This is a genomic window from Candidatus Obscuribacterales bacterium (genome assembly GCA_019744775.1).
In the GTDB taxonomy this organism is placed as follows: Bacteria; Cyanobacteriota; Vampirovibrionia; order Obscuribacterales; family Obscuribacteraceae; genus SBAT01.
The window spans coordinates 76,344-101,735 of sequence record JAIETZ010000005.1 but is presented as its reverse complement, the minus strand read 5'-3'; the positions used below and the strand labels follow the sequence as shown (position 1 = coordinate 101,735).

Here is a 25,392-nt window from a genome sequence, read left to right as displayed (position 1 = left end):
ATTATGCTATGCGCGAAGCTTTTTGTTTGAGTTCTTTGACGAGATCTTCTTGACCTAAGAGATATCCGCGGCGGGCTTGATCATCTGCATAGGCGATTATTGATTCAGTGATGTTATTGAGCATACTTATCGGAATGAACTCACTTATTTGATTGAGAATTTGCTCGACGTGTTGCCATTCATCCGTTTGTAGCGGAATCGCATCGTCCAGCCTGGCAATGATTGTGTAATTGCGAAGCTTGTCCGCTTTTACGTTGTAGCCCTTGTCCATTTCGTTGGTGCCTCTAAACCCATCCCCTCTATCTATTCCCGGGTACAGGCAGGCTAATCGTGAATTCTAGATGCCAAGTTAGAAGTTTTAGCTTTTTGTTTGTCGCTGGTAGTAGTCAATAACAAAGCGTTCAGCGGCTTCCCGACCGATTACTTCATTAACGCACTGAGCCTCGTAAAGTGCTTCTAAAATCTCTCCCACGACTGGTCCCGGACCGATATCAAGTAGCTTCATTACTCGCTTGCCATCAAGCAGACACGGTGTAGATTCCTGCTTACTTATATAGACGGGAAAACCGCTTAAAAGTTCAATCAAACTCTTTTCAAGAGCATCTTTTTGCGCACCTTCTAATCCAGGACCACAAGTTGCCCCTAAATCGCCAAATGCCAAGAGCATCAATTCCGGCACATCGGCTCCACAGTTTCGGTAAAAGCGATTAACGGCCTTTTCCGTTGGCCGACCCTGATGGAATAAATGTCCAGGGCGCAGATGCCAGGCAACGAGCTTTACTATGAATCTGGACAAGGCTGTCGACCATTTGAGTCTTTTGGCTATGTTTTCGCACAAGTCCGCACCGACTTTGTCGTGACCATAGAAAGTATGGCGACCATCTTCGTTAATAACCCAAGTCGCCGGCTTGCCGATATCGTGCAAGAGACATGCCAATTTTGTGGCGGCTAATCGACTTACGCCGGCAGTTATATCTTGAGTAGCGCTTTGCATAACCCAAGCCGGGACTTTTTTAGTCCATAATTCAGACTGTCTGACGACCTCCAGTGAATGATCCCAAAGCCCTAGGTGGTGATAAGCGTTGGTTGTTACTTGTCTGGTTGCAGTGAGTTCTGGAAAAATGACTTCCAAAATATCTGCTTCGCCCATTAATTGGAGAATGCTTTTAGCATCGTCAGTCTCTAGGATTTTGAATAGCTCGTAATTGATGCGCTCAGCGGCAGGCTCAGCAAGATATTTGCTGTTTTTCTTGATGAGATCAAATGTTGCACCATCTATTTTGCAGCCGGTTGTTGCTTGAAAGCGGAATGCGCGCAATAAACGCAGTGGATCATCTAAGAGATTCTCTTCTGAAATTGCTTGAACAATTTTGTTTTTCAGATGGGACTCGCCATTGACCAGATCAATTATTTTGTCCGGTTCACTTGAGTCCCAGGCAAGCGCGTTAATAGTGAAATCACGACGAAAAATATCAGTCTTGATGCTGCCGCCGACAACGCCTGCTAAATCAACAACTTGGCCGTTGTCGAATACAACTCTTGCGGTATCAAGTTTTTCGTCAAGCAATACGAAGTGCCCGGCAAGTTTGTCCGCTAAAGTTCTGGCTAATTGAACGGCGGATGCACCTTCAACAGCGAAGTCAATGTCTTTTGGTAAATTGTCCGCAGTTGCTTTACCCGACAATACATCGCGCAAATAACCGCCGACTAAATATAGCTTGGCGCCAGCAGCTGCTGCGTCCCCGATTACTTGCCTTATGGTGGCGTTATCGTTTGGATGTAGACCTTTGGCAAACACTTAGTGAAGGCTTTCGTGTTGTATCTTTTCCATCTCGGCAGCGGAGATTTTGAAATGTCCCAGACCATAGACAAGTCCGCCAACCAAGCTGGTCAAGGTAATTAGACCAAACCAGATAATTGCGTAAGTGACGGCGTGTGCTTTGTCTACGCCCATGAGCATCAAGAAATAGGTGTATGACCATTCACGGATGCCTATGCCGTTGAATGTCGGCGTAATAAATCCGAGCACAGCCACTGACGGGTAGAAGACAAAGTAGTACCAGAGTGGTACTTGGTTAAGACCTAATGCCATGCCGACAGCAACGTGGCAAACAACTATGACCACCTGCAAAATAATTGACCAGGCAAAAGAGACCATCACAAGATTTTTGTTGCGCCAATAAACAGAAGCAACGGACTCGTTAAGCTGACGGCTAACCCAGTTTTCTTTGCCTAAAACTAGAGTTGCTAGACGCGGTACAAATGGTAGTAAACCGAAGACCAAAACTGTTCCGACAAATATCGGTAAGCGAAGTTGCCAGGGAAGACCAGTACCGCCTGGCCCAAAAACCAATCCAATTGAAGCCATCAAGAAAAGCACTGATATGCCAGCTGCTCTGTCGGCTACTACCGAGTAAAACGCATTGATGTATTTGCCTGTGCCTTTAGACAAGTAATAGCAACGGCTGACATCCCCGCCAACTGTTGAAGGCAGGAATAAGTTGAAGAAAAGACCGACATAGCAATATTGCACCAGTTGCAAAAGTGACTTATTCAGTCCGACGGCACTGGCTAACAATTGCCAACGATGAGCGTTAAGGAATACCGATAACAAGAAGATGGCTAATGCGCCCACTAGATAAACTTGGTTGGCATTAACGGCAGCCTGCCAAGCTTCACTCAGGTCAACTTTGCCGAATATGAACAAGGAGGCAAAGAGAACGACACTTATGGCGACTTTTAGGCGAAATTTGACCTCTTTGGACATCAACTTGGCAACAATCGGGTGCTGGGATAACGCATCAATGAACTCTGGCTGCTGTTGGGCAACCGGCACTGCCACTTCCACTTCCGGCTTTGGTTTTGTCAGTTCTTCAGTAATCATGCCCTAATTGGCTCCAGGACGTTTTTACCGGACATATTCTAAGCGAAATCTCAGTTATCGACGCTCGGAGTCGACCGGCAGAGTATAGAGGATACCTATTAAGTTACAAAGAATTGCATCTAAAAGACAAGGCTATAAAGTTCACTATTAGAAGCCAATTTTCTTATGGCGATAATTTGAGCGGCGGTGGCGAAAAACTGTAGAATTAAATAAACTGAAGATTAGTAGATCTATTTAGCCGGTACAGGTAGTTTAATCGAAGCGATTTAATCGAGGAGTCATCATTGCGTACTTACAAGGCATTCTCCGGCAAGGCACTTGCAGGCTTAGCCGCTAGCTTCACAATTCTTTTGGGTTCTTGGCTGGGAGGACTTCAATTAAATCCCGTCTTTGCTGAGCCGAAGACTCCGGCAACATTTGTTCAACCAGATAAAATTTCCGTGCCGCCGCCAGTTTTGTATCGCCAAGCATGGAAACTCATCAAAGATTCTTATTATGACCAGAAATTTGCTGGTCAAGATTGGGGACGTTGGGAACATCATTACGATGGCAAACTAAAATCTTCCGATGACGCATGTAAAGCCATTGAAACAATGCTTGCCAGTTTGGGCGATCCTTATACTCGCTTTTTAAATCGCGATGCGTTTGATGAGGAGAAATCGCAAATTGAAGCTCACCTTTTTGGTGTAGGCATGCAACTCGGCATGAATAAAGAACAAAGAGTTGTTGTAATTGCTCCAATTGAAAATACTCCGGCTTATAACGCCAACATCATGCCCGGTGATGAAATTATCGAAGTTGATAATAAGCCTGTTAAGGGTCAGTCGCTGGATCAAGTTGTAAAACAGATTCGCGGACCAATTAATACCAAAGTGATAATCACAATTGCTCGCGGTACTGAGAAGAAGAAAATTCCTCTTACTCGGGCTGAGATTCCAATTAAGGCAGTAGCCAGCCATACAGTTTTGCCAGGCGGCATCGGTTATATCCGACTCGATACGTTCATTTCTTCCAAAGCCAATACTGAAATGCGCGAAACTATCAAAGAGTTGGCCGGCAAAAATATCAAGGGAATTGTGCTTGATTTGAGAAACAATCCTGGTGGATTACTCTCCAATGCAATTGATATTGCCAACATGTTTATTGACTCCGGTGTGATCGTTTCAACAATAGATGCTGACGGTTATAAAACCTCGCAGATGGCTAATTCCGGTGTAGTGAGCAAATTGCCTATGGTTGTCTTGATCAATCCGGGATCAGCTTCAGCCAGTGAAATCTTGAGCGGTGCATTGCGTGACAATGGACGCGCTAAATTAATTGGTCAGAAGTCGTTCGGTAAGGGATTGGTCCAAGCTATTAACAGACTTGACGATGGCTCCGGTATAAATGTGACCATTGCTCGTTATCTAACACCAAACGACACTGATATCAATAAGCTTGGTATCGTGCCTGATTTTGAAATTGTTTTGAAAGAAGATGATTACAAACAAGGAAAAGGTCCTTGGTGGATTGATCCCACATTCAGTAATTTCAAACGTGCCCCCACCGATGGCAAAGATGTTCAATTGCTCAAAGCTGTTGAAGTGTTAAATAAGGAAATTGTTGCCACTACACCGGCAGCATCATTAAAGTCAACTTCGCCGTCTGCCTACAAGAACTAAAACCATTCGTTCACTTGGTAAATTAGCGATTCAAATTTGCTGTGCCACTTTAGGCGTGGCCTTAGTCACTGCACTGATGCAGCAACTTGGCTTGGGTAATACTGCTGCTAATGCACCGATTTTATACTTGTTTGTGGTAATCATAACGGCCCTGTTTGCCGGTCGTGGCGTAGCCGTCTGGGCATCTCTTTGCTCGTTCCTTGCAATTAACTGGTTTTTCATTACACCGCGATATACATTTACCGTTCAATCTCCGGCGGAATGGATAACGCTGTGTATGTTTCTTTTTGCCGCAGTCGTCACCGGTCATCTTGTTGCAATGCGCGACGCTTTGATGAAAGCGCAGTCGGAGGCCTCTGCGCTTGCTGATGCCGATAGGCTGAAGACTGCGTTGCTTTCTATGGTCTCTCATGATTTTCGAAGCCCATTGACTGCTATTAAGGCATCTGTTTCAACGTTGCTTTCCGAAGGACAACCTTTTGATCCGGAGACTCAACGAGTTCTGTATCAAACTATTGATCAAGAATCAGATAGGCTGAACAGACTAATCGGCAATATTCTTGATCTGTCTCGACTTGAAGCAGGTGCTTGGCGGCCGAAGTTAGAACCTACACCTGTCTCGGAATTAGTCGGGATGGTTCTTGATCATTTTAGTGAGGAATTCAATAATCGTATTACCGTCAGTATTGATCCGGACATCTCTGATATTTCTATAGATTCAGTGCAGATGGTTCAGGTCGCGAAGAATTTAGTGGAAAACGCTCTCAAATATTCGCCTGCTGATAGTACGGTGGAAATAATTGCACGCAAGCAAGGAGAGCAAGTCTTAATAGAAGTACTCGACAGAGGACGAGGACTATCCACGGAAGATATTTCACACATCTTTGAGCCTTTCTATAGGGGCGTCGGGTTACAGGAAAGTTCAGTACCGGGACTTGGTATCGGTTTAGCCGTATGCCGTGGACTAGTTCAGGCAAATGGTGGTATCCTCGCTGCCCGTAATAGAGAAGGTGGCGGTTCGGTCTTCACAATTAGCCTAACCTTGCGGTAAGTTGTTAATAGATGACCTTTTAAGAGTCAGGCAAACATGAAAGTTCTTGTTATCGATGATGAACCGCAGATAAGACGAGCATTGCGTGCTGGATTGGAGCGGACCGGCTACGCGGTCCAGGCTGCATCCAGTGGCGAAGAAGGACTTACGCTTGCCTCTGAAAGACCACCGGATATTGTCATTTTAGATTTGGCCATGCCCGGTACCGACGGTTTTGCCGTCTGTGAGGAACTTCGTCGTTGGACAAAAATCCCCATCATTGTTTTGTCGGTTCGAGATAGAGAAGACGACAAAATTCGCGCGCTGGATCTAGGCGCTGATGACTATTTGATCAAGCCTTTCGGCGTAGGTGAATTACTTGCTCGCATGCGCGCAGTCATGCGCCGATCGCTCGGCAATGACGAAGATACAACAGATCCCACTTTTGAGATAAACGATCTCAAAGTTGATTATGTTAATAGGTTAGTAACCGTAGCCGGCGAGGAAATTCACTTAACACCAAAAGAATACGATTTGCTTAAGTGTCTTATTCAATATCGTAATCGTGTGATGACTCATAGCCAGTTATTGGCTAAGGTGTGGGGTCCTGAGCAAATTGACGATACTCATACTTTGCGCGTTCATATGGCTAATTTACGGAGCAAGATCGAGCATGATCCGGCACGTCCGCAATATATTCGCACCGAGCCTCGCATCGGCTATCGGTTCAAAACTGACGAATAGAGCTGAATTGTGTAATTTTAAGCCGCTCTTGACACTTTCTTGATAAGACCACGCAATCCTTTATATTTCCTTGATTAGAAGTGCAGTTAAATGGGAATTACTTGGAAATCTATCCAAGTTAGGACTTTTAGTCACAACCTGGAAGGATAAAAGTGTTTACCGCTGAGCGCAGGGCATTGACACCGCAAAACCAAATACGACGCTGGTTTTTTGAGGGCATTCGCCCAACTAGCAAAATGCATTTGCACAATCAGTACTCGTGGTGGAAGGTGATGTGCCTTACAGGCGTAGATTATTTCTCTACGCTGGGTTATCAGCCAGGAATTGCTCTAATCGCCGCCGGACTACTGTCGCCACTTGCCACATTTTTGGTGGTGTTAATTACCTTATTTGGCTTGGTACCGCTGTATTCTCGGGTTGCTAGAGAAAGCCCGCATGGACAAGGTAGTGTGGCAATGCTTGAACGCTTGTTGCCTGGCTGGTCCGGCAAAACTCTAGTTTTAATTCTCCTTGGATTTGCCGCAACTGACTTTGTTATCACAATAACTTTGTCGGCAGCTGACGCTACGGCACACGTCTTGCAAAATCCAATTTGGCCTTCATATTTGCAAGATAGAGTATCATTGACAATTTTCATCTTGGCACTTTTGGGCGGCATTTTTCTTGCTGGCTTTCGTGAAGCCATCGGTCTAGCAGTCGCGATTGTTCTATTCTATCTGGTCTGCAACTCGGTCGTAATTGGCCGAGCAATCATGGAGTTAACAGCGCATCCGGAAGCCTGGTCTCACTGGCAGTCCGGTTTATTCGCTTCATTTGGAAACGTTTGGACCATGGTTGGCGTGTCCGCATTACTGTTTCCGAAATTGGCTTTGGGAATGTCCGGATTTGAGACTGGCGTTGCTGTGATGCCTCTTGTAAAGGGAAATCCAGATGACAATCATGATCAACCACAGGGCCGAATCGCTAATACAAAGAAGCTTCTTTTAACAGCCGCTATCCTGATGGGACTTCTTCTCATGGGAAGTACAATTGTAACTACGATTTTAATTCCGCCTGAAGCGTATCAAACCGGTGGTCCGGCCGATGGAAGAGCGATTGCCTACCTTGCACATATGTATTTGGGCGAAACACTCGGCACTATTTATGACATAAGCACAATTCTCATTCTATGGTTTGCTGGTGCCTCGGCAATGACAGGATTATTGAATCTTGTTCCGCGCTATTTACCACGTTATGGCATGGCTCCTGAATGGACAAGAGCGCAAAGACCATTAGTATCGTTTTTTACGGTCGTAACATTTGTTGTGACGTATATTTTCAACGCCAGTGTTGACGCTCAAGCTGGAGCATACGCAACCGGCGTGTTAGTTCTGTTTGTATCCGCTGCCCTTGGAGTCACCCTAGCCGTTTGGAAAGAGGGCTTAAGGAAGAAATTGTTGTTCGGCACCATTCTTCTCGTATTTGTTTACACATCAATAGTCAACATGATTGAGCGTCCCGAAGGTCTGCACATCGCTTCATTTTTCATAGGAACGATCATTGCATTTTCCCTTGCCTCTCGCATCATTCGCTCATTTGAGCTTAGAGTGGGCAAGGTATTGTTTGATGAAGTGGCTGAAGACTTTTTGAATGAAGAGATTGATGCACCCGGTGGCGTCAGTCTACTTGCTCATCGTCCAGGTGGTATGGATTATGCGGAAAAAGAAATTGAAACGCGCCGAATTCACAAGTTAACTGCTGAAGAAGCGCGTTTCATCTTCTTAGAGGTTCGAGTGAGTGATCCCTCTCAGTTTGGAGGCGAAGATCTTCAGGTCACAGGACATGTTGTTGATGGAAGGCGCGTTCTTCGTTGTGAAAGTCATGCGGTTCCTAATACAATTGCCGCCATACTACTACATCTGCGTGATCGAACGAAAATGATTCCCCAGGTTTATTTTGGCTGGACAGAGGGAAATCCAATTACGTATGTAATTAAGTACATTTTTCTTGGCGAAGGTGAAACTGCGCCTATAACCAGAGAAATCTTGCGCCAGATCGAATCCAACCCTGCACGTCGGCCCAAAATTATTGTCGGTTAACTAGTTACGCTTGCACACAAGTAAATGATATAGATTGCGTGTAGTTGGTTCATTCGCGTAATTCTCTACAAGGTGCTGGTTAAGTAAAGCCGCTTTGTCCTGAGCAAGATTAAGGCTGACGTATTGTCCTATCCAGACGGCAATGCTTGTATGAGGTGTAACGGTGCCTGCAAAGCCATATTTTGCTAGTTGACTTAAAACCCAGTTGCTGTCCGGCAATTCCCACTCTACATGCTGGCGAATTAATTCGTTGCCGGTGAGTTTCAAAACTAGTTCTTGTGCGGATTTGGAATCCCGACACGGATAGTTGAGGATTATGCAGTTCTTAGCGACGCGCGCAAATTCTTTTAGCGTTGATAGGCGATCTTTGGGTTCGATGTGTTCAAGGACATCTATTGCTGCGACTAGATCATAGGAATTGTCTTTGGCTGGAATTTGAAGAACTGAGCCACCTGTTGTTGCAGGATCAATTAAATCAATACTTCTATCAGGAAGAAATAGACCAAGCGCTCCGTCAAAACCTCCTGCGTCTAAAACTGTTATGCAACCGGTAGCTTTTATGGCTTGCGAGGCTGCGTTTAGTCTTACGTAACGATCCCACGTAAGTAATTGTTTACTGCCACTGTCCTTTATTTCGACGCGAGAAATTCCGTCGGCATCTGTGGGCTTAAGCTCAATGCCGGATGGACTTAGCAATCAACGCCTACAATGGCACGACCATGGTGCTTAACTTGTGTTGTTTGAGTAATTGTCGTGGCGCGTTCTGTGAGCCAGTCAGGGGCAATACGTCCTGTGAGAATTAGCATTGTCGGGTCTTTGCGTTCATCGAGAACCGCCTTAATCTCGTCCCAATTGATGATGCCGACACGACCGATATCTAGAAGTTCATCACAGACAACGATATCGTCACCGCGTTGTAATGCTTCTTTGACGTAGTTGAGACCTTGCCGGGCAGCATCTGTGTCTTCAGGAAGAAGTCCGTTGGGTGAGCTATAGAGACGGAAACTACCTTTGGGTCCTGTGCCGATACGATTGACACCTGTGTAATTAACAGACAACTTTCCAAATCCGTTAGAAGCTTCAGCTAAATAACGCAGTGTTTTGCCTTCGCTGGAGTTTTCTTCCAATTTGTCGAAGAAGACTATGGAGACATTTTTGCGCGCAGCAATAGCTCTTAAGATCACGCCAAAAGTAGCAGTTGTCTTACCGCATCCTTGTCCTAAATAAAGGCGGACGCGCTCTAAATTTTCCGGCAAATCGACGGGCGATGTCATGGGTGATCCGTCCAACTTCACACAGTTGAATATCATAACCAATTTGAGGTCATTACTTCAGTGGAATTGGATTACCTTGGCTGTCAACTGAGACAAAGGTTAGATCCGCCTTTGTCACGTGAATAATTTCGCCTTTACGGTCAACTTCAACATCAATGTGCACTCGCACGGAAGTGTTGCCAACTTTGACCGTTGAGGAATAAAAGCTTACGAGCTCACCGACGCGCACTGGATGCTTGAAAACAACACCGTCCATGGCCACGGTGACGATACGATGCTGCGTATGCTTGCCAGCCTCTACGGCTCCGGCTAAGTCGATATAGCTCATGATGATGCCGCCAAAGATGGTGCCGGCAGCATTCGTGTCACGCGGTAAAAGCATGACACGAATGGCCGGTTGTCGCTTATCTGTAGGAAACTCGGTCGAGTTCACTGGTCACCTTGTTAGATGGTCGAATCTGGTCCACCTGGATGTTTGCGAGCCATGGCAAATCTCTTGTTGCAGATATCCCAATCGATATTGGCGACAAATGCATCAAGATATTTAGCTCTATCGATGCCGTAATCGATCATATATGCATGTTCGTAGACATCGAGTACAACAACTGGAATTACATTGGCCGGTACCCACATATTGTGCATATCGAGTCCATATGCGTGTAGCTGACCATCACGGGTGTTGTAGCCAACAATTACCCAACCGCGCATGGACTTGCCGGCTGCCTTGAAGTAATCCATGAATTTGCCTGTGGAGCCCCATGTCGCTTCAATAGCAGACTTCAAATCGCCTGTAGGTTCGCCACCGGCGCCACCTAAGTTGCTGAAATAAAACTCGTGATAGACAACACCGTTCAAGGCAAAGCTTTGTTCAACGAGCAATTCACGCAACGGAGAATAGGTTGCGTTTGCTGTTGTGATATCAACATCTTTTAGCTTGGCTTGAATTTCGTTGGCTTTACCGACATAGCCCTTGTATAGCTTTAGGTGCTGTTCTATCTGATTGGCAGACATGCCCTGCAATTTTTTGGTCATAAGGCTGCTGAAGTCTTTGGCGGCATAAGGATCACCCTTGCCTGCAATTACTGGTGCGGTTGCGGAAATTGCCGGATCAGCTTGAGCCGGCAAAGCAGCAACTATACTTCCGGCAGCCATAGCGCCCATCAAGAGCACTTCGCGTCTGGTAATTACTTCCTTGTCGGTAACTTCATAGTTTCCAATGATCTCGTTATTTTGAGATGTCATTTCCTTCTCCTCTGTAAAGCCGTTGCTGTAATGCCAGCATATACGCTTAAGCATAGAAAAGCTGTGGGTTTTTTCATTAAAAGCGAGAGGCCAAGAGAGTCTCGCTGAGTAATGTTTTACGAACAAAATTCAATTTTTTAAGGCGCAGTCTGCCCTTTAATAGCCTCCAAGAACTTATTATTCTTATGGATAGCTTTTGTTACAGAAGCTCATGGCGTCCATACCCTTTTTGACAAACTCCACAGGATAAGAATGATGTCTGCAACCAAGATCCCAAATCAGTCCAAGCCAGAGGCTAAATCAGATGCAAAGCTTGAAGCTAAAGTTTCAGTGAGACCATCGGCCAGCAATAGCTTAACCGTGCGCCTGAAAATCAAAAATGTACCCGGCATGCTTGGACGAGTAACTTCTCTTATCGGCGATATTGGCGGTGACATCGGTGCAATCGACATTGCCGGATTTGAAAAAGACAGCATCATTCGTGATCTGACTATTTCGGTACGTGATTCGGATCATGGCGACGACCTCGTGAAGCAACTAGAGGCTCTTGATGGTATTACCGTTGTTCATATTTCCGACAGAACTTTCTTAATGCACTTGGGCGGCAAGATTCGCGTCACCAACAAAGTGCCTCTGACCACTCGTGATGATTTGTCGATGGCATACACGCCGGGTGTAGCACGCGTTTGTATGGCGATTCACAAAGAGCCGGAAAATGTCTACAAGCTCACTATCAAGCGCAACACTGTAGCTGTAGTTACAGATGGTACTGCTGTGCTTGGTCTGGGCAATATCGGACCAGAAGCAGGCTTGCCTGTTATGGAAGGCAAGGCAATGCTTTTCAAAGAATTCGGCAAAGTAGATGCGTTTCCAATTTGTTTGGCTACGCAAGACACTGAAGAAATTATCCAAGCAGTCAAACACATTGCACCTGTCTTCGGCGGCATCAATTTAGAAGATATATCCGCTCCACGTTGTTTTGAAATTGAAGAACGCTTGAAAAAGGAATTGGATATTCCTGTATTTCATGATGATCAACACGGCACGGCAGTTGTTGTTCTTGCAGCCGTAATTAACGCTTTGAAGATTGTCAAAAAAGAAATGTCCAAATTGAAAGTTGTTGTTTCAGGCGTTGGCGCAGCCGGTGTTGCTTGTTCCAAGATATTGATGTCGGCTGGTGTGAAGAACATCATCGGTTTTGATAGATCAGGGGCAATCTACAAAGGTCGTATCGACAACATGAACTACATGAAGGACTGGTTTGCCGATAACACCAATCCAACTGGTTTGAAGGGTTCAATTGAAGAAGCGCTGGATGGAGCAGACTTGTATTTAGGCTTGTCCGGTCCAGGCACAATTGAAGCCAAATGGCTTTCCAAAATGGCTCGTGATCCAATTGTGTTTGCCATGGCTAACCCTATTCCGGAAGTTATGCCGGAAGAAGCTGCTCCGTATGTCCGCATTATGGCTACGGGACGCTCGGATTATCCGAACCAGATTAATAATGTTCTGTGCTTCCCCGGCATTTTCCGTGGCGCACTGGATTGCCAGGCAAGCGACATTAATGAAGAGATGAAACTAGCTGCAGCGCATGCCATAGCCAATGTTATTGCTCCTAATGAGCTTAACGAGGACTATATTGTCCCAGGAGTCTTTAATCCTAAAGTTGCTGAATCTGTTGCTGAGGCTGTTGCCTTAGCCGCAATTAAGACAGGCGTTGCCCGGAAAACCAAGCGTAGTCACGCTGACGAGGAATATTAGGCATCCTTGACCGTTATCAAGGGATCAACTAAGGTAGAAGTTGGGGCTTCCTCACTACCTTGGGTGTATTTCGATGGTCAGATGGATAGAAAAGGTTCGCCGGCGCCGTGAAGAAGAAAGACAGGAGCGCGAGGCTCAGGAGAAGGAAGAGCGCAAGAAGATTCAGGATTTAGAAAGGCGCCGGAAAAAAGATTACGACATGCGGCGTGATTACGCCGAACGCCTGCGTAAGGAAATTACTGAAGAAAAGCGCCTAAAAGAATATGCCGAGCTTGAGGAATTAGAAAAGCGCCGGCAACAGGAAGAACAAGAACGCGTAGTGGCGAAGTACTACGATTCGTTGCCTGCTGATGTGCAGTCTGATATTGATCATCTAGCAGAAGAAGACTTATTTGATTTTTCCAAACTGGAAAAACTCAATAAACAACATCCAAACGATCAACAGCAATCTATTTGATTTGTGGATCTAGTTAGTTTCAGTCGCTGTGTTGTCCACAAGCGGCTCTTCTTGTTTGTTGTATTCACCGGGAAGTAAATCCGGCTCCAGGCGCTGTCCTTTATTACGGCGTTGTCTGTGGCGGTTGAGGACTTCGGCAAAGAAAAGCGCCATAGCAATTACTGCTCCGCCCAAAGCCAGCAAGTAGTGTTCTTGGTTAACCAGATGTGCGGCAACAAGGCCTAGTAATCCGGACATGCCGTAGATCAAGTATGCGGTCATCTTCTGGGAAAGTCCGGCCTTTAACAGGCGGTGGTGAATATGTTCTGCATCGGGCGCGAAGATAGATTTGCCTTTTGATAAACGGCGTACAACGGCCCATGAAGTATCAAGCAGTGGGAAGAATAAGATGAGCCAGACAATAATGAAAGTGGGCACGATGAGCGTGACCGCAGTTGCTCCTTTTAAGACACCTGTTATGGAAACTGCGCCGAGGATAAAACCGGCAAGATAGGCGCCCGAGTCGCCTAAGAAGATATGAGCCGGATTAAAGTTCCAGCGCAGGAAGCCTAAGAGTGCGCCAGCTAGTACTGCGGCAATTAAGGCTGCATAAGGTTGGTCGATATTTACGGCAAGCGCTACAGCCCACATGGTCAATGCAGATATGAGCGAAACACCTGCAGCCAACCCGTCCATGCCGTCAATCAAGTTAACGGCGTTAGCTATTGCCACTAACCAAAATACGGTTAAAGGCAGGCTCCACATACCCAATTCAATCGGCACGCCGCCTTGTAAGTGGAATATGCCAAGATCAAAATCAAAAGTAGTTGGAATTGGTATCGACTTGATGCGCACACCTAGTGAGTAGGCAGCACAGGCAGCCAGGACTTGCACCGCGAGTTTTACTTTGGCTGGAATTGACTCAAGATCATCAAGCAAACCAAGAACAAAGATAATGGTGCCGCCCACAGCAATGCCGGCTAGACCACCTTGTTTGGGAAATCTGCCGCAAATCGCTACGAGCATTGTAAAAGTGACGAATATACTTATATAGATAGCGACGCCGCCAAGACGCGGTACAGGAATTTTGTGAATTCTTCTTTCTTCACCGGGCTTATCCATTAAGCCAAGTCGCATTGCGCGTGCGCGAATTTCAGGTGTCAGCCACCAACTCATGGATAAGGCAATCAGAAAACCGGAAATTTGAGTTTGGTTTAGCTGTTCGTGGGCGCCATAAAATATCCAGGCTATGCCAACTGCAAATAATAGAAACTGGCAGAAGCGAATAGCCATATTAAATGTTGCCTGTCCTCACGTAGTTATTGTATTAGCGGGATATCGATGCCAAATTGCCCTTGTAGAGCGGAAACTTATTACAGAGATCTGCAACAGTTTTCAAAACCTTTTCCTGAACTGCCGGATCCTCAGGATTCTTTAGACAATCAGCAATGCATTGACCAATGAGATCCATTTCCGCCACTTGCATGCCGCGAGTAGAAACAGCAGGTGTTCCTATGCGAATTCCGCTGGCAATATGCGGTTTTTGTGGATCATTTGGAATTGTATTTTTGTTGACGGTGATGTGCACACTTTCCAAAAGGGCTTGTGCTTTTTTGCCTGTGCTGTTGACACTGCGCAGGTCCACCGTCATAAGGTGGTTGTCGGTTCCACCGGAAACTATGGCAAGACCATTTTTGATCAAAACTTCCGACAAGCGTTTGGCGTTGTCGACGATGTTTTGCTGGTACGTCTTAAATTCAGGTGCCAAGGCTTCTTTGAAAGCGACAGCTTTTGCGGCGATGACGTGCATTAGTGGTCCGCCTTGTAGTCCGGGAAATACTGCCTTGTCTATTGCCTGAGCGAATTCTTCCTGACACATCACTACACCGCCTCTTGGTCCACGCAGTGTTTTGTGAGTGGTGGTGGTGACAAAATGCGCGTGAGGAAATGGATTCGGGTGAAGCCCTGCTGCAACGAGACCTGCGATGTGGGCAATATCAGCCATTAAATATGCGCCGACTTCATCGGCTATCTTGCGGAACTTTGAGAAATTAATGATGCGCGGATAGTTGCTGGCTCCGCAAACGATCATCTTTGGTTTGTGTTCTTTTGCAAGTTTGAGAACTTCGTCGTAATCAATGCGCCCTGTTTCAGGATTGACACCATAACTTACGATGTTGAACCACTTGCCGGAAAAGTTTACTGGTGAACCATGTGTCAGGTGTCCGCCTTGATCAAGGGCCATGCCTAGGACAGTGTCACCAGGATTGAGCATGGCAAAGAACACTGCCATATTCGCTTGGGCACCGCTATGTGGTTGCACATTAGCATGTGGCGCGGACAAAAGCTTTTTGATGCGTTCTATAGCGAGAACCTCAGCCTCGTCGACAAATTCACAGCCGCCATAGTATCTCTTGCCTGGTAATCCTTCGGCATACTTGTTAGTCAAAACCGAACCAAGAGCCTCTAAAACTGCTTCGCTAACGAAGTTCTCTGAAGCTATAAGTTCTAGTCCGTTTTGCTGCCTACCCAGCTCCTTTTGGATAGCTTGGTATACCTCTGGATCGGTATGCTTGAGATAAGACACCGGCAATCTCCTAAAGTAAGGTTTTTTAGCGACGTTTCTATAGACAGATATTTTAGCGCTTATCCGCCACAGCAGTGCACTTGTTGGCCCGTTAAATTTCTACTATAGAATGTCATTTAAAGGACATAAGAACAAAATCGTCACAGCACTCCACCTTCGCAGAACACTACAAAGACGAGCCCGGATGTCAGTATTAGCCTGTAAAACTAATGCCAGCAAGCATTTCCAGCGATTTGACCTTGCGACTGGCACGATGTTCGATGTACTTTTCCAATAATCGTTGAGCGGCTGTTACCGACTGCCGAATGGCTTGCACGTTTAAATCAGGCGCCGCCAAATCCTGGGACGCCAAAACCAGGTTCTTCCATACTTTAGGCGTAATCTGAATGACAGCCTTGAGCTGGATATATTCTTCGTCGGCATTCAAATCTGAACGTTCTTTTACCAGCAAATGCGTATGCTTTTGGTGGCATTGTTGGCAGGCTATACCGCCCAATTCTTTGTCAAAGACCGACAAATTCATATCAGTTAGAATTTGCCGGCAAATTATGCAATAAGTTAACTCGGGCAAATAACCAAGAAACTGCATCAAAGCAAGCTCAAACTTGAGGCAGAGCCAGGTGGAGTCATCGTCGGCTTCGGCTTGCTTCTGCAAAGACTCAGCCAAGAAATCGAAGTAGGACAGTGACTCTTCTGAAAGTCCTTGCCCAAAAATTTGAGTCAATTCAGCGTAATAGAGAGAATACGATAGTCTCAACAGGTCATGCCGCAACCGGCTAAAGTTTTCAATTCCCTCAGCTTGAGTGATGATATCCAGGCTACGGCCTGTTGATACTAAAAGCCGATTGATATTGAGTACTTCGGCGCGACCGGCAATTTTCGAACCCGGTTTACGCGCACCCTTGGCTACAGCCTTAATCAAACCGCGCTCGGCTGTGAACAAGGTCAGAAGCTTGTCCGATTCACCAAGGTTGAAGCTGCCAACGTTAATGGCATTCACAGTGTAAGTGGGCATAGATAGTCATTTTACGCTGCATCGGGCTTTTTGATCTGGTACGGCGTAGGGGCGCATTGCATGCGCCCGCTTTATTTCGACCTAGCGCATCAAGCCAAGACCAATGGACACAGCACCAAAGACAAGCCTGTAAACGACAAACACCCAGGTCGAGTGGGAGCGCAAATATTTGAGTAACCAATGAATGGAAAGGTAACTCACTACAAGCGAGGTGATGAGACCAACTATTAGCGAACTCATGCTCTCATTTGTCAGTCCGTGTTTGGTAAGCTCATAAAGCTCCAAAAGTCCACTTAGGGTAATTGCCGGAATACCTAAAAGGAAACTGTAATGCGCAGCATCTTCGCGTTTCATGTTGAGAAGCATCCCTACTGTCATTGTCGAGCCGCTTCTGGAACAACCCGGTATCAAAGCCAATGCCTGACCTAGACCAACAAGCAGTCCATCCTTAATAGTCAAAGACTCCATGCCACGCTCACGCTTGCCTTTCATTTCTGCAAGCAGTAAAAGCAGTCCCATGAAAATTGCAGCACCACCAATCACAAACAAAGAACGCGCTGGGCCGTCGTTTTGTTCAAGGACTGATTTAAACAGCAATCCCAAAATGCAGATAGGCAATGTACCTATAAGCACCGACAACGAAACCTGCAAATCATGGTTAGACCAATTGCGTTGTCCAATAGCTTTGAGCGAGCCAAATGCAAGCTGCAATAAGTCCGTCATGAAGTAAGTAATTACAGCAATGACAGAGCCTAACTGTATTACGGCTGAATAAGCAACACCCGGATCCGCCCAGTGAAAAAGTGCCGGTACAACGCGCAAGTGCGCCGTGCTGCTAATTGGCAAAAACTCCGTTAATCCTTGAACAATACCAAGTACAACAGCTTCCAGAAGTGACATTGTTTTCCTTTAGTTTTTTGATTTAGCTTTCAGGGTCGGTCGTCTTTTTGACAAACTTGGTATCAGTTTTGCCGCCCTTGATCCAACCGGCAAGACCGGACGACATATTTCCCTTGTCGACAGTTTCTTCTTCGTCAGCGCCAAGAGAATTCAATAAATTTTCCAACAAGTCTTTTTGTTTGGGTTCTAATTCGACAAACTCAAAACCGGCATCAGCACGGTTGGCCAACCAGTTGTAGTCCGTGCGTACTGTGCGGCATTTTGCTTCAATTTGTCCGAATTTAGTCTTGAATGAAATGTTGACACATTCGCCAACTAATAATTTCTGCAGTGCTTTGTCTTCTGATTCAAGAGCAATACCACTGAAAGAAATATTGCGGGAGTTTGTTTTAATTGTCCCCTGCTCTTTTTCTTCGCGCTCTAGAGAGACCGGACAAACAAATGATTTACGATTAGCTTTGCGTCTTTGCTGAATAGGAGTGAATTTTGGATTGGAAATTTCCACGGCTGTAGAACCGTCAATAATTTTCTCGCCGACAACTTTGGCCGACCACAAACCATTGAAGACATTTTCCTGGTAGTTGCCGACTAAATAAATGACACTGCCTACAGGTGGATGTTCTTTTCCTTCACGCGCATTGCGCACGACGACAAAAAAGCGTGCGCCCTCTTTGGCAAGGATGTTCGCACGACCGAATCCCACGTTGCCATTAGGGAATTCGACCTTTACTTTGAATGAATCGCCAACCTTGAACATATTAGTTACATTATCGCATTTTTAACGAAATTCCACTTCAGGCACTGACCCAATTTCTCCGTCAGAATATCCCTCTGTAGGGGCGCATTGTATGCACCCGTTATACGCGCCCACTTGCGCGCTCTCTCGAAGGACTTATCTAAATGGCCATCCAAACAAAAACCATTACCATCGCTCACAGCCCTGATTCCGACGACGCTTTCATGTTCTACGCCCTGGCAAAGGACAAGATTGCCACTCAAGGACTGGAAGTCAAGCAGGTCCTGAAGGATATTCAAAGCCTCAATGTGGACGCGATAAATAAGACTTATGAAGTCTCGGCTATATCTTTTGCAGCCTACCCGCTAGTGGCAGACAACTACGCGCTCATGCCGTGCGGCGCCAGCATCGGCTTCAAATACGGTCCGATGATCGTTGCCGGCAAGCCAATGAGCAAAGAAGAATTACAAAAGGCAAAAGTAGCAATTCCAGGCAAACTAACAACCGCCTATCTCTATCTGCAAATCTATCAACCAGGACTTGAAGTTATAGAAATGCCGTTTGATACCATTCTTGAAGCTGTAAAAAATGGTGATGTGGACGCAGGTCTAATCATTCACGAAGGTCAACTGACTTATCAGAATTTGGGTCTCACTCAAATAGTTGATCTTGGTCAGTGGTGGTTTGACTTAACCGGTTTGCCATTGCCGTTAGGCGGAAATGTCGTCCGCAAAGACTTGGGCATGGAGACAATGAAACAAGTGACCAAGATTCTCAAAGAAGCAATTGTCTTCGCGCTTGATCACAGAGCAGATGCGCTGGAATATGCTCTAACATTTGCACGCGACATGGATCCAAAACTTGCCGACAAATTTGTCGGAATGTACGTCAATGAATTCACCGTTGATTACGGCGACCAAGGACGCAAGGCATTGACCAAACTGTTTGAGTTGGCTTACGAAAAAGGCATCATCAAAGAGCCTGTCGAACTCGAATTCATCTCGATTTAAGAGCCTTAGCAAAAAGCGTCAAACAAAATGCAGTTGCAATTACACCTGCTGCAATCAAGTTGTCTTGCAGCTTCGGCGAAAAGACGAGAATAAAATCACGCCCTTTTACTAGAGCGGAAAAGCTTGAGACACAAAATGGTGTCAGGAAGAAACGAAAAGTCTGCCATGTTTCAAGCTTCGTGTTGCCTGCTGATTTGGCATTTGTGTAAAGAGCTAAGCCGACAATCAGAGCAATACCTAATGACGTAAGCCAAAGCCTTACATCGGCGTCAAAGTACAAGCAAGCAAAAACCAGATACCAGAGGAAATACCCCCAGAGAATTTGTTTTGCCGGCGGCAATGACGCCAGGTAGCGAATCAAGATTGAGCCAGATTAGGTTTCTGCAAGCCTGGAATTTCCGGAAGCTCGGGTAGTTCAGGTAAATGCAAATCAGCAAGTTGCGGCAATTCCGGCAAATTTAGTTCCGGCAGTTTGGGCAATTGCAAGTCTTGCAACATAGCTATCTCAGGCATCTGAAACTCAGGGAGTTTAGGCATTTCCGGAAGCTTAGGTAGATTCAAGTCTGCCAACTCAGGCATTTGAAATTCAGGAAGCTTGGGCATTTCAGGCATGCGCGGCAAAGAAAGCTCGGGCATCTCCGGCATTTGGAACTCGGGGAGCCTGGGCATTTCCGGAAATTTCGGCAACTCAGGCAATTGAGCAAGTAGCGCTGCTTTTTGTTTTGCTGCAAATTGTTTGGCTTCGAAACGCGGCACGACTGCTTCGTTCATATAGCCGACCCAGTTAAACCATTTGCAAATACGTAAGACTATCCACGAGGCATCAATTTCGTGCAGCTTCAATCCGGACCGAGCCGAACCTGGGAACATGTGGTGATTGTTATGCCAACCTTCGCCCATTGCTAGAACAGCTACCCACCAGACATTGACGCTATCGTCAGCGCTGCCGTAGTTTTTGTAGCCGGCTTTCGGCATGTGACAAACAACATTCAATAGCAATGGAATTTGCAAAACGGCAATGGAAGCCAAAATGCTCGCTAAAGCAACTTGCCAGCCAAAAAGAAAATACAGTGCGACGCGCAATCCAATACCAAACGCGAAATTCAGCATGTGCGCTTTTGTCCAATCACCGCCTTGATCTAAGAAACGATAGATTGGATCTTTGAGAAGATCTTTGCCTTGTGTACTTGGATCAATGTGCTCCGGATACGTTTTGTACATTGTCCAGCCGAGATATGCGTTCCACACACCACCAAAACGCGGACTATGCGGATCAAGTGGCGTGTCCACATGCCGATGGTGTGCGCGGTGCATTGTGGCCCACCAGATGGGGGATCCCTCAAAGGCTAAATATCCACCCAAAACAAAGAAGTATTCAAGCGGTTTTATACAGGTAAAAGACCGGTGGGATAACAAGCGGTGGTAACCAATCGTCACGCCTAAACCATGCCAGATATAAAGCGCTAGAAATACTACTAAAAATTCGGTCATTAACTCATCCATCCTAACATCGAATATTGTTAGCCAGAGTATGACATATAGAGGTTAATTATCTGTGTAATTTTAATAGTAGAAAGCAATTGTTTACACACCCGAGTGAGTGGAACACTAGGGCACTCCAGATCGTTTTTCAGGTTGTTGGGGTGACTGCATCGAGTCTATCAACGCGCTTATTTTTGATTTGCCAATGTTCGGCATGGATGACTACTTGAGCAAGCCAGTAACCATTGAAGAGTTGCAGTCCATGATCGATAAATGGAGTCCCCAGAGAACAAGTGCCACTTAGTCCGCAATCGTCATCCTGAGAAGCGGCGTAGCCGCGCCGAAGATCTCACGTCTTTAACACGCGAAATTCTTCTTAATTGGCGCATGCAATGCGCCCCAACGAATTAGAATGACGTGCGCTACGGGTTAATTACAGTAACTGGAATTGATTTAGGAGCAGGCACTTCAGTTGCCGGTGCTGGAGACGATTTGTCTCCCTTGAGTTTTTCCAAAATGCCTTCACCAACAAGAATTCCTGATGTTGTTGCTTGTCCAACACCACGTGTCCAGGAGCTTGAATCACCAACAACAAACAAATTAGGAATATTGGTTTCCATGTTTTTGGATACTGTGATCGAATCAGGATAACTCTTACACTCAGGACCGTAAAGTAGCGTGCAATTGTCGGCAACGCCTGGACAAATTTTATCCAGAGCTTCCAAATATTCAATAATGCCTTCAAGAATTCGATGCGGATAAGCAAGAGCCAAATCACCGCACTCTGCTTCTAGAGTTGGTTTTATCAAATTGTTTTTGAGTGACTTTGTACGTCTACCGGATTTGAGATCGCCAAGGCGCTGAATAAGCGGACCACCACCGGCAAGCATGTTTACCACTTTCGCTAAAGTCTGCGAATAAAGCTGCGGATCTTTGAAAGGACGCGTGAATGTCTTCGAGACGAGCACTGCGAAGTTGTTGTTCTCCGACTTCTCGTACATTTTGGAATGACCATTTACAAGCACGTAGTCACGATGGTTTTCCGGTGTAACAAAGCCCTTAGGATTTGAGCAGAAGTTGCGCACAACGTCATTTGTGCGCTTCGTTCTGTAATAGAGTTTAGGCTCGTAAAAACGCTTATCTACTTCTTCTGTAAAGAAGCTACTTGTCTCAACGCGCACACCAATATCTACTTGTCCTGGATGAATATCGAGATCTTTGTAGAACTCTTGCTGAGTCAACCAGTGCGCTCCGCCACGACCAGGTGCCAACACGCAATAATCAAACGTGTCTTGCTGTTCGTTTTCAGGTCGCCTATAACGATCAAATGTCAGCTGAAATTTGCCGTCTACTCGACGCACCGAAAGCACTTTTGTATCCCAGTGGAAGACAATATTTGGACCTTTATCCGTAATTTCCTTGAGAATGCTTGTGTTGATGGCCGGTGCATTGTCCGAACCGCAATGCAGCAATTCCTGATAATGGTAGGTCATCCCAGCTAAAGCCGATTTACGCTTTATCCATTCAAGATCGTCAGCATTAGGCGTAACAACAGGAATTTCTACAGGCGCGTGTGCCAGAATTGTTGCTTTGACTTTGTCCAAGCGCTTTTGTAATTCGGCCGGGCCAACTAAGTCATAGAGACGCCCACCAATAGTCGGCGATGCCGAAAGAATTACTTTGAAGTCGTTCCAACTACCGGCAGATTGTCCGGGAGCGCAATAGCTGCAAGCCTTAGGCGGGCAGACTTCCAGCTTGCCCTGGTCGATTGGGCAGGCATAACGTTTGCTGTATTCAGGTCCAACGTCAAAAACGTGTACTTCGACATTGGCTCCTGCCAATTCCCGAAGGGCAAAGAGACCTGAAGCGCCAAGACCAACTAGAGCAAGCTTGCGCATCGAACCTCGAACAGTTGGAAAACCTATTTCCAAACAAGCCCAAATTCTACCACATTAAATAGGTTTCCAAGAAGTTATTTTGCGGAAACTTCAGGGCGGTTTATCCCACGTTCTTCGAGCGCCAGGCGAACTTCTGTGCGGTCATCAAAAGGAATTGTCTTGTCGGCAAGGATTTGATAATTCTCATGCCCTTTACCGGCAATGACGACCACATCGTGGCTGCCGGCTCGCCCGATAGCTAATCTAATCGCTCTCGAGCGGTCGGGTTCGACCTTAATGGAACCCATGCGCTTAATTCCAGCCAGAATATTGGCGATGATTTTTTGTGGGTCTTCACTGCGAGGATTGTCCGAAGTCACAACCACAACATCGGCTGATTTCTCGGCAATCTCACCCATCTGCGGACGCTTGGATGGATCTCTATCACCACCGCAACCAAAGACAACTATCAATTGTCCTTCTTTAGGAACCATTGCCCTAGCGGCTTTCAATACGTTTTCCAAACCATCAGGCGTGTGCGCATAGTCAACAACGCACAACGGCTCATCAACGGATTCGCCTGTAACGACTTCAAAACGTCCACTTACTCCGCCGAAATCAGCAAGCGCCTGAGAGATAACTTCGAGGCTTACGCCTTCGGCAATTGCAGTTGCCGCAGCGGCCATGACGTTGTACACATTGAAATGACCAGTCAGACGAATGTTTGTCTTCAGTTCGCCGATAGGAGTTTGAAGCACTAACTTCGTACCGGAAAAATCAAATTGCGCTGACTTCACGTAAATGTCGGCATTATCCTTCCAACCATAAGTGAGCTTTCTCACACTCGGTCCGATTACCTTGAGAAACTCCTGAGCCAGAACATCATCAATATTTACGACAGCGGACTTACCGTCATGACTTGCTTGGTTCATGGACTCAAACAAAATGCGCTTGGAACGCCAATAATGGTCCATTGTCTGGTGAAAATCCAGGTGATCTTGCGTGATGTTAGTCAAACATGCCGAAGCAAAATGACAGCCGCCAACGCGCTTCTGCACAAGAGCGTGACTTGATACTTCCATGGCTACATGACTACAACCTGCATCCACCATGGAAGCAAGGATGCGATGCAAGTCAGATGATTGCGGCGTTGTGAATTTGGTGTTTTGGTATTCGTCTTGACCGGGCCAACGAGCACCCAGTGTACCTATCAAACCTATTTTGTGGCCGGCGCGACTAAGAATATGCTCGACAATGTGAGTAATGGTAGTCTTGCCGTTTGTGCCGGTGACGCCTAACGGACGCAACTTCAGACTTGGATAGTCATAAAAATGATCAGCCAAAAGCGCTAATGCCAGACGAACGTCTTTGACTACAAAGTAGGGAACGGTAATTCCTTCTTGCTCTCTTTCAGAGAAGATACAAGAAGCACCGTTTTTGATGGCTTGTCCGACAAATTCATTGCCGTCCACATGTTCGCCTGGAATACAGCAAAAGGCATGTCCGGCTGCTACAGCTCTCGAGTCATAAGAGACGCCTGTAATGGCTAAATCGGCAACGGGGGCAGAGATATTCTTTGCCTCCAATAGTTTGAGCACTGAGTCAATATTTTTCTTGCCGGCCATTTCAATTACCTTCAGGAATAAGATAAAGAAAAGGGCGCATGCAATGCGCCCTTACAAGTATCAAATGCACCCACAATTATGCTGGGTAAACACTTACCAGCTTGCGGCCGCGGGACATCTCGAATTTGACCACACCGTCGATAACCGAATACAGGGTGTCGTCGCTACCGATGCGAACATTGACACCTGGGTGGATTCTTGTGCCACGCTGTCTGACCAAGATGCTACCGCAGTTTGCTGCTTCGCCGGCAAACATCTTTACGCCTAGTCTTTTTGGTTGGCTGTCGCGGCCGTTACGTGTCGAGCCGCCGCCCTTCTTATGTGCCATTGCCTAAAACCCTCTTTCTAGTTACGGGCGCATGCAATGCGCCCCTACAATTTACTCTGCTTTTGACTTAGCTGCCTTTTTAGCTGCCGGCTTTTCAGCCTTAGCTGGAGCTTTGCCTGATTCTTTTTTGGCTTCTTTCTTAGGAGCTTTAGCTTCCTTGGCTTCAGCTTTTTTGACTGGAGCCTTTTTGCCGGTGTCTTTGGATTCAGCAAGCACTTTATCGTTCAATTCGATTGAATCGATGATCACACGAGTGTGACCTTGTCTGTGACCTTGCTTCTTGCGTGTGCCTTTCTTCGGGCGCATGTGGTACACGATAATCTTCTTATCGCGACCATGGGAAATCACACGTCCCTTTACCTTGGCGCCGCTAACATACGGCTCGCCAACGTGGCTGCCCTTGCTGTCGACAATCATCAACACCTTATCAAAGGTGTAGTTGTCGCCTGGCTCCAAAGCCAGCATTTCTACATCTATAAAACGACCAGCTTCAAGCTGATACTGTCTACCACAAGCTTCTACGATGGCGTACATGACCGTCTCCGACAAAATTCATACAATTACGCGTCCCGGCACAGGTGCCTCAAGGACAACATAAGGATTGAAGATCCTATCAAATAACAACCTCTCTCAACAACCCCAGCCCAACAAATTAGTCTTTTATAAACTATTTCCCTTGTAGGGGCGCATTGCATGCGCCCTTTTTGCCTTCCGGTTCTTTA

25 protein-coding genes are annotated in these 25,392 nt (G+C 46.2%); 7 read left to right on the top strand and 18 right to left on the bottom strand.

The window, feature by feature from the left end:
* Nucleotide 1: 1 nt before the first annotated feature.
* The 3 genes from K2Y22_12920 to K2Y22_12910 all read right to left on the bottom strand — a co-directional run bounded on the left by K2Y22_12920 (nucleotide 2) and on the right by K2Y22_12910 (nucleotide 2,884).
* Complete coding sequence (locus K2Y22_12920) at nucleotides 2-271, bottom strand: hypothetical protein (GenBank protein MBX9879355.1); 270 nt, start codon at nucleotides 269-271, stop codon at nucleotides 2-4.
* Nucleotides 272-358: 87 nt separating this feature from the next.
* Nucleotides 359-1,798, bottom strand: coding sequence for an HD domain-containing protein (locus K2Y22_12915; protein MBX9879354.1), 1,440 nt, complete (start codon nucleotides 1,796-1,798; stop codon nucleotides 359-361).
* Nucleotides 1,799-2,884 (bottom strand): flippase-like domain-containing protein, encoded by a 1,086-nt coding sequence (locus K2Y22_12910; protein ID MBX9879353.1) that lies wholly within the window; start codon nucleotides 2,882-2,884, stop codon nucleotides 1,799-1,801.
* A 284-nt stretch (nucleotides 2,885-3,168) separates the two neighbouring features.
* Between K2Y22_12910 and K2Y22_12905 the strand changes: the two genes are divergently transcribed.
* The 4 genes from K2Y22_12905 (at nucleotide 3,169) to K2Y22_12890 (ending at nucleotide 8,397) form a co-directional block, all read left to right on the top strand.
* Nucleotides 3,169-4,545 (top strand): S41 family peptidase, encoded by a 1,377-nt coding sequence (locus K2Y22_12905; protein ID MBX9879352.1) that lies wholly within the window; start codon nucleotides 3,169-3,171, stop codon nucleotides 4,543-4,545.
* A gap of 55 nt (nucleotides 4,546-4,600) precedes the next feature.
* On the top strand, nucleotides 4,601-5,596 hold the full coding sequence (locus K2Y22_12900) for a DUF4118 domain-containing protein (GenBank protein MBX9879351.1): 996 nt from the start codon (nucleotides 4,601-4,603) through the stop codon (nucleotides 5,594-5,596).
* 36 nt (nucleotides 5,597-5,632) lie between these two features.
* Nucleotides 5,633-6,319, top strand: coding sequence for a response regulator transcription factor (locus K2Y22_12895; GenBank protein MBX9879350.1), 687 nt, complete (start codon nucleotides 5,633-5,635; stop codon nucleotides 6,317-6,319).
* A 152-nt stretch (nucleotides 6,320-6,471) separates the two neighbouring features.
* Nucleotides 6,472-8,397, top strand: a complete 1,926-nt coding sequence (locus tag K2Y22_12890; protein ID MBX9879349.1) for a hypothetical protein — start codon at nucleotides 6,472-6,474, stop codon at nucleotides 8,395-8,397.
* On the opposite strand, the gene K2Y22_12885 is transcribed toward K2Y22_12890, so the two are convergent.
* From K2Y22_12885 to K2Y22_12870, 4 genes are read right to left on the bottom strand one after another with little or no spacing between them, the layout of a single operon-like run.
* On the bottom strand, nucleotides 8,398-9,093 hold the full coding sequence (locus K2Y22_12885) for a class I SAM-dependent methyltransferase (GenBank protein ID MBX9879348.1): 696 nt from the start codon (nucleotides 9,091-9,093) through the stop codon (nucleotides 8,398-8,400).
* Nucleotides 9,087-9,671, bottom strand: coding sequence for a cob(I)yrinic acid a,c-diamide adenosyltransferase (locus K2Y22_12880; GenBank protein ID MBX9879347.1), 585 nt, complete (start codon nucleotides 9,669-9,671; stop codon nucleotides 9,087-9,089). The genes K2Y22_12885 and K2Y22_12880 overlap by 7 nt, the downstream gene beginning before the upstream one ends.
* 52 nt (nucleotides 9,672-9,723) lie before the next feature.
* Nucleotides 9,724-10,104 carry an acyl-CoA thioesterase gene (locus K2Y22_12875; GenBank protein MBX9879346.1) on the bottom strand — a complete coding sequence of 127 codons (381 nt, stop codon included), beginning with the start codon at nucleotides 10,102-10,104 and terminating at the stop codon, nucleotides 9,724-9,726.
* A gap of 11 nt (nucleotides 10,105-10,115) precedes the next feature.
* Nucleotides 10,116-10,913 (bottom strand): Fe-Mn family superoxide dismutase, encoded by a 798-nt coding sequence (locus K2Y22_12870; GenBank protein MBX9879345.1) that lies wholly within the window; start codon nucleotides 10,911-10,913, stop codon nucleotides 10,116-10,118.
* A gap of 255 nt (nucleotides 10,914-11,168) precedes the next feature.
* On the opposite strand from K2Y22_12870, the gene K2Y22_12865 reads away from it, so the two are divergent.
* Together K2Y22_12865 and K2Y22_12860 are read left to right on the top strand one after the other, a co-directional pair.
* Nucleotides 11,169-12,674 carry an NAD-dependent malic enzyme gene (locus K2Y22_12865; protein ID MBX9879344.1) on the top strand — a complete coding sequence of 502 codons (1,506 nt, stop codon included), beginning with the start codon at nucleotides 11,169-11,171 and terminating at the stop codon, nucleotides 12,672-12,674.
* Between the two features lie 73 nt (nucleotides 12,675-12,747).
* On the top strand, nucleotides 12,748-13,131 hold the full coding sequence (locus tag K2Y22_12860) for a hypothetical protein (protein MBX9879343.1): 384 nt from the start codon (nucleotides 12,748-12,750) through the stop codon (nucleotides 13,129-13,131).
* Between the two features lie 9 nt (nucleotides 13,132-13,140).
* On the opposite strand, the gene K2Y22_12855 is transcribed toward K2Y22_12860, so the two are convergent.
* From K2Y22_12855 to K2Y22_12835, 5 genes are all read right to left on the bottom strand, one after another.
* Nucleotides 13,141-14,403, bottom strand: coding sequence for an undecaprenyl/decaprenyl-phosphate alpha-N-acetylglucosaminyl 1-phosphate transferase (locus K2Y22_12855; protein MBX9879342.1), 1,263 nt, complete (start codon nucleotides 14,401-14,403; stop codon nucleotides 13,141-13,143).
* 34 nt (nucleotides 14,404-14,437) lie between these two features.
* Complete coding sequence (locus tag K2Y22_12850) at nucleotides 14,438-15,697, bottom strand: serine hydroxymethyltransferase (GenBank protein MBX9879341.1); 1,260 nt, start codon at nucleotides 15,695-15,697, stop codon at nucleotides 14,438-14,440.
* 193 nt (nucleotides 15,698-15,890) lie between these two features.
* On the bottom strand, nucleotides 15,891-16,712 hold the full coding sequence (gene recO, locus K2Y22_12845; protein ID MBX9879340.1) for a DNA repair protein RecO: 822 nt from the start codon (nucleotides 16,710-16,712) through the stop codon (nucleotides 15,891-15,893).
* An 81-nt stretch (nucleotides 16,713-16,793) separates the two neighbouring features.
* The gene (locus tag K2Y22_12840; GenBank protein MBX9879339.1) at nucleotides 16,794-17,612 is read right to left on the bottom strand and encodes an undecaprenyl-diphosphate phosphatase; all 819 of its coding nucleotides are present in this window, start codon (nucleotides 17,610-17,612) and stop codon (nucleotides 16,794-16,796) included.
* A gap of 22 nt (nucleotides 17,613-17,634) precedes the next feature.
* On the bottom strand, nucleotides 17,635-18,369 hold the full coding sequence (locus tag K2Y22_12835) for a PilZ domain-containing protein (protein ID MBX9879338.1): 735 nt from the start codon (nucleotides 18,367-18,369) through the stop codon (nucleotides 17,635-17,637).
* Nucleotides 18,370-18,512: 143 nt separating this feature from the next.
* Here K2Y22_12835 and K2Y22_12830 point away from each other — a divergent pair, with 143 nt between their 5' ends.
* Nucleotides 18,513-19,358, top strand: a complete 846-nt coding sequence (locus tag K2Y22_12830; protein ID MBX9879337.1) for a hypothetical protein — start codon at nucleotides 18,513-18,515, stop codon at nucleotides 19,356-19,358.
* Here K2Y22_12830 and K2Y22_12825 read toward each other — a convergent pair.
* The 6 genes from K2Y22_12825 to rplU form a co-directional block, all read right to left on the bottom strand.
* Nucleotides 19,345-19,719, bottom strand: coding sequence for a hypothetical protein (locus K2Y22_12825; GenBank protein ID MBX9879336.1), 375 nt, complete (start codon nucleotides 19,717-19,719; stop codon nucleotides 19,345-19,347). The genes K2Y22_12830 and K2Y22_12825 overlap by 14 nt on opposite strands.
* Nucleotides 19,716-20,849 carry a fatty acid desaturase gene (locus K2Y22_12820; GenBank protein MBX9879335.1) on the bottom strand — a complete coding sequence of 378 codons (1,134 nt, stop codon included), beginning with the start codon at nucleotides 20,847-20,849 and terminating at the stop codon, nucleotides 19,716-19,718. Before K2Y22_12820 ends, K2Y22_12825 begins: the two co-directional genes overlap by 4 nt.
* A 413-nt stretch (nucleotides 20,850-21,262) precedes the next feature.
* Entirely contained in the window at nucleotides 21,263-22,738 is a 1,476-nt protein-coding gene (locus K2Y22_12815; GenBank protein MBX9879334.1) for a hypothetical protein, read from the bottom strand.
* Nucleotides 22,739-22,812: 74 nt separating this feature from the next.
* Complete coding sequence (locus K2Y22_12810; protein MBX9879333.1) at nucleotides 22,813-24,342, bottom strand: UDP-N-acetylmuramoyl-L-alanyl-D-glutamate--2,6-diaminopimelate ligase; 1,530 nt, start codon at nucleotides 24,340-24,342, stop codon at nucleotides 22,813-22,815.
* Between the two features lie 76 nt (nucleotides 24,343-24,418).
* On the bottom strand, nucleotides 24,419-24,670 hold the full coding sequence (rpmA, locus tag K2Y22_12805) for a 50S ribosomal protein L27 (GenBank protein ID MBX9879332.1): 252 nt from the start codon (nucleotides 24,668-24,670) through the stop codon (nucleotides 24,419-24,421).
* A gap of 51 nt (nucleotides 24,671-24,721) precedes the next feature.
* Nucleotides 24,722-25,204 (bottom strand): 50S ribosomal protein L21, encoded by a 483-nt coding sequence (rplU, locus tag K2Y22_12800; protein ID MBX9879331.1) that lies wholly within the window; start codon nucleotides 25,202-25,204, stop codon nucleotides 24,722-24,724.
* Between the last annotated feature and the right edge of the window lie 188 nt (nucleotides 25,205-25,392).

Coding starts and splice junctions, on each gene's coding strand:
- K2Y22_12860 (MBX9879343.1), top strand. CDS start 12,748: ATGGTCAGATGGATAGAAAAGGTTCGCCGGCGCCGTGAAGAAGAAAGA.
- K2Y22_12895 (MBX9879350.1), top strand. CDS start 5,633: ATGAAAGTTCTTGTTATCGATGATGAACCGCAGATAAGACGAGCATTG.
- K2Y22_12810 (MBX9879333.1), bottom strand. CDS start 24,342: ATGGCCGGCAAGAAAAATATTGACTCAGTGCTCAAACTATTGGAGGCA.
- K2Y22_12820 (MBX9879335.1), bottom strand. CDS start 20,849: ATGACCGAATTTTTAGTAGTATTTCTAGCGCTTTATATCTGGCATGGT.
- K2Y22_12880 (MBX9879347.1), bottom strand. CDS start 9,671: ATGACATCGCCCGTCGATTTGCCGGAAAATTTAGAGCGCGTCCGCCTT.
- K2Y22_12830 (MBX9879337.1), top strand. CDS start 18,513: ATGGCCATCCAAACAAAAACCATTACCATCGCTCACAGCCCTGATTCC.
- K2Y22_12920 (MBX9879355.1), bottom strand. CDS start 271: ATGGACAAGGGCTACAACGTAAAAGCGGACAAGCTTCGCAATTACACA.
- K2Y22_12835 (MBX9879338.1), bottom strand. CDS start 18,369: ATGTTCAAGGTTGGCGATTCATTCAAAGTAAAGGTCGAATTCCCTAAT.
- rplU (MBX9879331.1), bottom strand. CDS start 25,204: ATGTACGCCATCGTAGAAGCTTGTGGTAGACAGTATCAGCTTGAAGCT.
- K2Y22_12815 (MBX9879334.1), bottom strand. CDS start 22,738: ATGCGCAAGCTTGCTCTAGTTGGTCTTGGCGCTTCAGGTCTCTTTGCC.
- K2Y22_12855 (MBX9879342.1), bottom strand. CDS start 14,403: ATGGCTATTCGCTTCTGCCAGTTTCTATTATTTGCAGTTGGCATAGCC.
- K2Y22_12910 (MBX9879353.1), bottom strand. CDS start 2,884: ATGATTACTGAAGAACTGACAAAACCAAAGCCGGAAGTGGAAGTGGCA.
- rpmA (MBX9879332.1), bottom strand. CDS start 24,670: ATGGCACATAAGAAGGGCGGCGGCTCGACACGTAACGGCCGCGACAGC.
- recO (MBX9879340.1), bottom strand. CDS start 16,712: ATGCCCACTTACACTGTGAATGCCATTAACGTTGGCAGCTTCAACCTT.
- K2Y22_12865 (MBX9879344.1), top strand. CDS start 11,169: ATGTCTGCAACCAAGATCCCAAATCAGTCCAAGCCAGAGGCTAAATCA.
- K2Y22_12840 (MBX9879339.1), bottom strand. CDS start 17,612: ATGTCACTTCTGGAAGCTGTTGTACTTGGTATTGTTCAAGGATTAACG.
- K2Y22_12870 (MBX9879345.1), bottom strand. CDS start 10,913: ATGACATCTCAAAATAACGAGATCATTGGAAACTATGAAGTTACCGAC.